At 71.4% G+C, this 8181-nt stretch carries 5 protein-coding genes; 4 read left to right on the forward strand and 1 reads right to left on the reverse strand.

Annotated elements, in window-relative coordinates; translation table 11 throughout:
• The first annotated feature begins 226 nt into the window (after positions 1 to 226).
• From recD2 to ABD126_RS38425, 3 genes are all read left to right on the forward strand, one after another.
• Positions 227 to 2407 (forward strand): SF1B family DNA helicase RecD2, encoded by a 2181-nt coding sequence (gene recD2 / locus ABD126_RS38415; protein WP_343940583.1) that lies wholly within the window; start codon positions 227 to 229, stop codon positions 2405 to 2407.
• Between the two features lie 64 nt (positions 2408 to 2471).
• Positions 2472 to 3464, forward strand: coding sequence for a sigma-70 family RNA polymerase sigma factor (locus tag ABD126_RS38420; protein ID WP_343940585.1), 993 nt, complete (start codon positions 2472 to 2474; stop codon positions 3462 to 3464).
• Positions 3461 to 4960, forward strand: a complete 1500-nt coding sequence (locus ABD126_RS38425; RefSeq protein WP_343940587.1) for an MFS transporter — start codon at positions 3461 to 3463, stop codon at positions 4958 to 4960. Before ABD126_RS38420 ends, ABD126_RS38425 begins: the two co-directional genes overlap by 4 nt.
• Before the next feature lie 175 nt (positions 4961 to 5135).
• Here the strand turns inward: ABD126_RS38425 and ABD126_RS38430 are convergent, their stop codons facing one another.
• Complete coding sequence (locus tag ABD126_RS38430) at positions 5136 to 5951, reverse strand: MerR family transcriptional regulator (protein WP_343940589.1); 816 nt, start codon at positions 5949 to 5951, stop codon at positions 5136 to 5138.
• Positions 5952 to 6167: 216 nt separating this feature from the next.
• Between ABD126_RS38430 and ABD126_RS38435 the strand changes: the two genes are divergently transcribed.
• Complete coding sequence (locus tag ABD126_RS38435; protein ID WP_343940591.1) at positions 6168 to 7907, forward strand: M14 family zinc carboxypeptidase; 1740 nt, start codon at positions 6168 to 6170, stop codon at positions 7905 to 7907.
• Positions 7908 to 8181 lie beyond the last annotated feature (274 nt).

Raw genomic sequence — 8181 nt, forward strand, 5'->3', positions numbered from 1 at the left:
GGCGCTGTGCCGCCGCGATTTCTTGTGTGCCACAACCACTCCGTTCAGTCACCCAATTCTACTTTGGGTCACTGTCCGAGATCCTTCAGGCACCTCAGTAGCCCTTCGGGCAGGCCATACGGAGATGACACAAGCAAGAAGCCCGGGTTGGGTCGTGACCTCACGAGGCCCTACGGGACGCGCTGCGCGCGTCAAGGGCGGGTGTGTGGGGGATAGGTTGGTGGGTGTGGCGGACGCGGTGCTTGAGGCGACCTTGGAGCGGATCACGTTCGCCAACGAGGAGACCGGTTACACCGTTGCCCGGGTCGACACCGGGCGTGGGGGCGGGGAGTTGGTCACCGTTGTCGGCTCGTTGCTCGGGGTGCAGCCCGGGGAGTCGATCCGGATGCGGGGGCGGTGGGGGTCGCACCCGCAGTACGGGCGGCAGTTCCACGTGGACGATTACACGTCCGTGTTGCCCGCCACGATCCAGGGCATTCGCCGCTACCTCGGGTCCGGGCTGATCAAGGGCATCGGGCCGGTGCTCGCGGACAGGATCGTCACGCACTTCGGGCTGGACGCGCTCGACGTCATCGAGCAGTCGCCGGAGCGGCTGATCGAGGTGCCCAAGCTCGGGCCGAAGCGGACGAAGTTGATCGCCGCGGCGTGGGAGGAGCAGAAGGCCATCAAGGAGGTGATGGTCTTCCTTCAGGGCGTCGGGGTGTCCACGTCGTTGGCGGTGCGGATCTACAAGCAGTACCAGGACCGGTCGATCGACGTCGTGCGCACCGAGCCGTACCGGTTGGCGTCGGACGTGTGGGGCATCGGGTTCCGGACCGCCGACGTCATCGCGCAGGCCGTCGGCATCCCGCACGACAGCCCGCAGCGGGTCAAGGCGGGGTTGCAGTTCACCCTGTCCGAGGCGACCGGGGACGGGGACTGCTTCCTGCCGGAGAACCGGCTGATCGCCGACGCCGTGAAGATCCTCCAGGTCGACACCGGGCTGGTGATCGACTGCCTGGCCGAGCTGGTCGAGGAGGAGGGGGTGGTGCGGGAGGTCATGCCGGACGGCGAGGCGGCCGTGTACCTGGTGCCGTTCCACCGGGCCGAGGTGTCGTTGGCCGGGTCGCTCGTCCGGTTGCTGCGCACCGACGCCGAGCGGATGCCCGCGTTCGGCGAGGTCGATTGGGAGCGGGCGTTCGCGTGGTTGGGCGCTTCGCTGGAGGAGAAGCAGCGCGAGGCCGTGCAACTGGCGTTGACGCGCAAGGTGGCCGTGCTGACCGGCGGGCCCGGGTGCGGGAAGAGCTTCACCGTGCGGTCGATCGTGCGGCTGGCCGTGGCGAAGCGGGCGCGGGTGGTGTTGGCCGCGCCGACCGGGCGGGCGGCGAAGCGGTTGGCCGAGTTGACCGGGCACGAGGCGCGCACGGTGCACCGGCTGCTGGAGTTGCGGCCCGGCGGGGACGCGGCCTACGACCGCGACCGGCCGCTGGAGGCCGACCTGGTCGTGGTGGACGAGGCGTCGATGCTGGACCTGTTGCTGGCCAACAAGTTGGTGAAGGCCATCGCACCCGGGACACACCTGCTGCTGGTCGGGGACGTGGACCAGTTGCCGTCGGTGGGCGCGGGCGAGGTGCTGCGCGACGTGCTCGCGCCCGGCAGCCCGGTCCCGCACGTGCGGTTGACGCACATCTTCCGGCAGGCGCAGGAGTCCGGCGTGGTCACCAACGCGCACCGCATCAACTCCGGCGACTACCCGCTGGTGCAGGGGCTGCCGGACTTCTTCCTGTTCCCCTGCGAGGACGCGGAGGAGGCGGCGGCGCTGACCGTGGACGTGGTGGCGTCCCGCATCCCGCGCCGGTTCGGCCTCGACCCGCGCACCGACGTGCAGGTGCTCACGCCGATGCACCGCGGCGCGGCGGGCGCGGGGGCGTTGAACGTCGTGCTCCAGGAGGCGCTGACCCCGGCGCGGCCGACCGTGCCGGAGCGGCGGTTCGGCGGGCGGGTGTTCCGGGTGGGGGACAAGGTCACCCAGATCCGGAACAACTACGACAAGGGCGCGAACGGGGTGTTCAACGGGACGCTCGCGGTCGTCACGGGCATCGACGTCGTGGACCAGAAGTTGACGGTTCGCACCGACGAGGACGAGGACGTGGACTACGAATTCGGCGAACTCGACGAGCTGACCCACGCTTACGCCATGACGATTCATCGCTCACAGGGCAGTGAGTACCCGTGCGTGGTCGTCCCAATCACCACGAGCGCGTGGTTGATGTTGCAGCGCAACCTGCTCTACACGGCGGTGACGCGGGCCAAGAAGCTGGTGGTGCTGGTCGGGTCGCGCAAGGCGATCGGGCAGGCCGTGCGCACCGTCGGCGCGGGTCGCCGGCACACCGCCCTGGACGTCCGGTTGAGCCGGTCCGAGGGATAGCGACCACTTCCCGGGTCGGGCGGTGTCCATACCTGTGCGAGGACCACGGGTTGGGAGGACCACCATGCAACGGACCGCGGAACTGCTGGCGCGGGCGCGGGACGGGGACGGCGACGCGTTCCGGGCGCTCGTCGAGCCGCACCGGGGTGAGCTGCAACTGCACTGCTACCGCGTGCTGGGGTCGGTGCAGGACGCGGAGGACGTGCTCCAGGAGACGCTCCTGGCGGCGTGGCGGGGCATCGGCGCCTTCGAGGGGCGGGCGTCGGTGCGGACGTGGCTGTACCGGATCGCGACCAACCGCTGCCTGAACGCGTTGCGCGCCGGCGACCGCCGTTCGCCGGTCGACTACCGGCCGGAGGTCTCGTTGCCCGAACCGTCGCACCGCCACGCGGAACCGGCGTGGCTGGAGCCCTACCCGGACGTCCTGCTCGACGGGGTCGCCGACCACGCGCCCGGTCCCGACGCCCGGTACGAGCTGCGCGAGTCGGTGTCCCTGGCGTTCCTGGCGGCGTTGCAGGGGTTGCCGCCGCGGCAACGGGTGGTGCTGGTGCTGCGGGACGTGCTGGGGTTCCGGGCCGCCGAGGTCGCGGTGATGCTGGGCACCACCCCGGACGCGGTGGCCGGCGCGCTGAAGCGGGCGCGCGCGGCGATGCCGGGTCGGGCCGGGTCGCCGCCGTCACCCCGCGAGCGGCGGGTGGTGGACGAGTTCGTCCGGGCGTTCGAGGCGGGGGACGTCGACGCGGTCGTGGCGCTGCTCAGCGACGACGTCCGGTTGAGCATGCCGCCGCTGCCGCTGGTGTACGAGGGCTTGGCGGACGTGCGGAACTTCCTGACCACCGTCGCGATGCGGGACGGGCGGCGGCACCGGCTGGTGCCGACGCGGGCGAACGGGCAACCGGCGTTCGGCGCGTACCTGCTCACCCCGATCCCGCGGGCGCACGGGGTGCTCGTGCTGACGATGGCGGGGGACCGGGTCGCCGGGCTGACGCGGTTCGTGGACAACTCGCTGCTGGCGGCGTTCGGGCTGCCCCGGTCGTTGCGCGGGGGTTCGCGGTGACCGCGGCGCAGCGGTGGGTGTTGGGGCTGGCGTCGCTGGCGTCGTTCATGATGGCGCTGGACAGCCTGGTCGTGACGACCGCGTTGGCCACGATCCGGGAGGACCTCGGGGCGTCGGTCGAGGCGCTGGAGTGGACGGTCAACGCCTACAACCTGACGTTCGCGGTGCTGCTGTTGACCGGGGCGGCGCTGGGCGAGCGGTTCGGACGGCGGCGGGTGTTCGTGGTCGGGCTGGCGGTGTTCACGGTGGCGTCGGCGGGGTGCGCGCTGGCGCCGGACATCGGGGTGCTGATCGCGGCGCGGGCCGTGCAGGGGGTCGGGGCGGCGATGGTGCTGCCGTTGTCGTTGACGCTGGTCAGCGCCGCCTTCCCGCCCGCGCGGCGGGGGCGGGCGATGGGGCTGTACCTGGGGATCACGGGGTTGGCGACGTTCAGCGGGCCGTTCGTCGGCGGGATCGTGGTGGACGGGCTGGCGTGGCAGTGGATCTTCTGGCTGAACCTGCCGGTCGGGGTCGTGGCGGTCGTGCTGACGCGGTGGCGCGTGGGGGAGGGCTTCGGCGTCGGCGGGCCGTTGGACCTGGTCGGGGTGGTGCTGGTGACCGCCGGCGCGTTCGGGGTCGTGTGGGGGTTGGTGCGGGGGAACGTCGCGGGGTGGGGGAGCGCCGAGGTGGTCGGCGCGCTGGGGGCGGGTGTCGCGTTGGTGGGCGGCTTTGTGTTGTGGGAGCGCCGTTTCCACGCGCCGATGCTGCCGATGCGCTTCTTCCGCCTGCGGGCGTTCGCGACGGCCAACCCGGCGAACTTCTGCGTGTTCGCGTCGCTGTACGGGACGCTTTTCTTCCTGGCGCAGTACTTCCAGGTGGTGCTGGGGGACGGTCCGCTGGAGGCCGGGCTGAGGCTGGTGCCGTGGACCGCGACGCTCATGGTGTGCGCGCCGATCGCCGGGCGGTTGGCGGACCGGTGGGGTGAGCGGACGTTCGTGGTTCTGGGGCTGCTGCTGCAGACGCTCGGGACGGCGTGGATCGCGGCGACGGCGGGCGCGGGGTACGCCGTGGTCCTGCCCGCGCTGGTCCTGGGCGGCGTGGGGCTGACGATGGCCATGCCCGCGGCGCAGAAGGCGGTGGTCGGGGCCGTGCGGGCGGCGGAGGTCGGGCAGGCGGCGGGGGCGTTCATGATGCTGCGGATCCTGGGCGGGGTGTTCGGCGTGGCGGTGGCGGTGGCCGTGTTCGCGGGGGTCGGCGGGTGCGCGTCTGCGGCCGACTTCACGGCGGGGTTCGGGGCGTCCATGACGGTCGTGGCGGCCTTCGCCCTGGTGGGCACCCTGGTCGCCCTGGCCATGCCCACCCGCCGCCCGGCTCAGGCTGCCGAAGGGGCCCAGGCTGCCGGCTCGGCTCAAGCTGCCGGCCCCGCCCAGGTTCCCGGCCTCGTCCAGGTTCCCGGCCCCGCCCAGGTTCCCGACCTCGCCCAGGTTCCCGGCTCGGACCCGGAGTCCGCTCCCTAGCCCACCCCCGCCGCGGGCCGGCCTGGTTCCCCAGCCCGGGCCGGCCCGCACCTCTCCCCGTCTCCCGCGCTCCTCATCTACCGGGACGCGCGAGACGGCGATCGGTCGCAGATCCTGCATGTCACACGATCGGGTGGTGCCCGGTCCCCGCGCCGGGCACCGCGACCCGCAGGGCCTACTTCACCGGGTAGGCGATGTCGCAGACCTCGTCGTCCGGCCCGGCCCCGTCCCAGTCCGCCCAGTACACCTCGCGCGGCGCGCCGGCCTCCGCCAAGCCCTGCTCCTTGACCCACCGCCCGACCGCGTCGTACGCCGACAGGATCTGCGGGTACTCGACCTCGCGCTTCTTCAACCGCACGTACGCCTCGCGGTGAGCCGGCTCGACGCGCGCCGGGGCGTTGGGCGGGGCACTCTCGGCCGCGATGGGCACGCACACCTCCACCGGGCCGTCACTGTCCTCGTTCACCTCGCCGTGGTAGATCACGAACGGCGCCTCGGACACGCCGCCGAAACCACCCGCCGCCTTCTCCACCCGGGTCATGGCGGCGGCCATCCACTCCTCCAGCTCCAGCTGCGCGACGTGCCGCTGCTCGGTCAGCACGACCTGCTCGGGCACGTCCCGCACGTGGACCTCGTACATCTCCGACAACCCCTTCCCTCCGGTCAACACGACGTGGAGGTGGGCGGCCAGGTCCCGTTGCACCGCGAACCGCCGCTCGACCCGCGCCCAGTACGCCGCCAGCACGGCCGCGCGGTCCGGGGCCGCCATCACCGCGGCGACCTCCGCGAGCGGCATGTCCAGCCGGCGCAGCAGGGCCACCAGGCGGGCGTCCGCGAGCTGGTCCACGTCGTACCGGCGGTAGCCGTTGAACGGGTCCACCTCCGCCGGCCGCAGCAGGCCCTGCCGCTCGTACAGGCGCAACGCCTTGAGCGACAGCCGCGACCTGCGCGCGAACTCGCCGATGGTGACCAGCACCCGCACCTCCTCCACGCGGTCGAGCCTCGGGCGTGCCCCAGGGGCAGGGTCAAGCGTCGCAGAGGGCGTTGCGCCGGATGCCCGCATCCCCCGGCCCCGAGGCGTTAACAGGCGAGCCCATAAGCAACAGGTATGGCCGGTTGGAGGGTGTGCAAGGGTCGCGATTTGGCTCATCCTCCTGCTCAACCCTGCCTAGGAGGAACAACCGTGAAGTCGACCAGACGTTCACTCGTGACACTGGCGATAGCCGGTGTCACGGCCGCCGCGGTGATCAACGGCGGCGTCCCCGGCACCGCGGGCCCCGCACCCGAGGTGACCGCCGCCCCCGCCGGCCCCACGTACGTCTACAAGGTCCACGCGCCGCTGGGCAAAGCCGCCCAGGACCTGCTCGGCCGTGGCTTCGACGTGCTGGAGCAGCGGGAGGGCGACAACCTGTTCGTCCTCGGTGACTCGGCCACCGGCGACAAGCTGAAGAAGGAGGGCTTCACCTCGGTCATCGACGAGGTCCTGCCCGCCCCGCAGTGGGAGCCGCCCAAGCGCAAGTCGCAGTCCCTGGACGCGGCGGCGCTGGAGGAGACCTACTACGGCGGCTACCGCACCGTCAACGCGCAGTACGCGCACCTGGACGCGGTCGCCTCGCAGTACTCGTCACTGGCCACCGTGGTCGACTACGGCGACTCGTGGCGCAAGACCCAGGGCTCCGGCGGTTACGACCTGCGCGCCATCTGCATCACCAAGAAGAACGCCGGCGACTGCGCGCTCAGCCCGACCGCGCCCAAGCCGCGGTTCTTCGTGATGGGCCAACTGCACGCCCGCGAGCTGACCACCGGCGACATGGCCTACCGCTGGATCGACCACCTGACCCAGGGCTACGGCACCGACGCCGAGGTCACCGCGCTGCTCGACTCCACCGAGGTGTGGGTCGTGCCGATCGCCAACCCCGACGGCGTGAACATCGTGCAGCAGGGCGGCAACACGCCGCGCTACCAGCGCAAGAACGCCAACACCACCAACGGGTCGAACTGCTCGGGCACGTCGTCGTCGCACATCGGCGTCGACCTGAACCGCAACACCGACTCGCACTGGGGCGGCGCGGGCACGTCCTCCAACCCGTGCGACCAGACCTACAAGGGCCCGTCGGCCAACTCCGAGGTCGAGACCAAGGCGCTGCAAGCGTTGTGGCGCAACCTCTACAAGGACCGCCGCGGTACCGGCACCACCGACGCCGCCCCGGCCGACACCACCGGTGTCGTGATCTCCATGCACAGCTACTCGAACCTCGTGCTGTTCCCGTGGGGCTGGACGACGTCCTACAAGACGGGCAACGACGCGGCGCTGCGCGGCATGGCGCAGGAGATGGCGCGCATCGCGGGCGGCTGGCAGTACGGCCAGCCGGGCGAGGTGCTCTACAACGCGGCCGGCGCGACCGACGACTGGGTGTACGACGACCTCGGCACGGCGTCGTTCGTGTGGGAGATCGGCCCGGGTTCGGGCACGTGCAGCGGCTTCTTCCCGGCGTTCTCCTGCCAGACGTCCACGTTCTGGCCGAAGGTCAAGCCGATGCTGATGTACTCGGCGAAGAAGGCGGCCAACCCGTACGGCGGCGCCGGCAACCCGCCCGGCTCCTGCCCGACGGCCACCAACGCCACGGACGTCAACATCCCGGACAACGGCGCGGCGGTCAGCAGCACCATCACCATCGCGAACTGCACGGGCAACGCGTCGGCGACGTCCGCGGTCGAGGTGCACATCAAGCACACCTACCGCGGTGACGTGGTGATCGACCTGGTCGCGCCGGACGGGTCCACGTACCGGTTGAAGTCGTCCAACAACGACTCGGCGGACAACATCGACACGACGTACACGGCGAACGTGTCGTCCGAGCTGCGCAACGGCACTTGGAAGCTCCAGGTGCAGGACGTGTACTCGGCGGACACCGGGTACATCGACTCGTGGAGCCTGACCCTGTAGGAATCCCGCTGTCGCACGTTCGATCGAGAGGCGGTCCGCCCCCCGGCGGGCCGCCTCTCGCTTGTGCCTGGCGTGCGCGCAGCGCGTGTTCTCGGGCGCGCGCAGCGCGCCTGCTTTTGGCTTTTCCGTCCTCCCCGTACGGCCTGCCCGAAGGGCTACCACACTTTCCCGGGGTTGGGCCAAAAAGTTTTGCGAGGGACGAGCAAAAGTTTTTCGACCAACCCCGGGAAAGTGTGGTCGGCTCCGCCAGGCCGTACGGGGAGGACGGAAAAGC

The organism is Saccharothrix mutabilis subsp. mutabilis (genome assembly GCF_039521145.1).
In the GTDB taxonomy this organism is placed as follows: Bacteria; Actinomycetota; Actinomycetes; order Mycobacteriales; family Pseudonocardiaceae; genus Actinosynnema; species Actinosynnema mutabilis.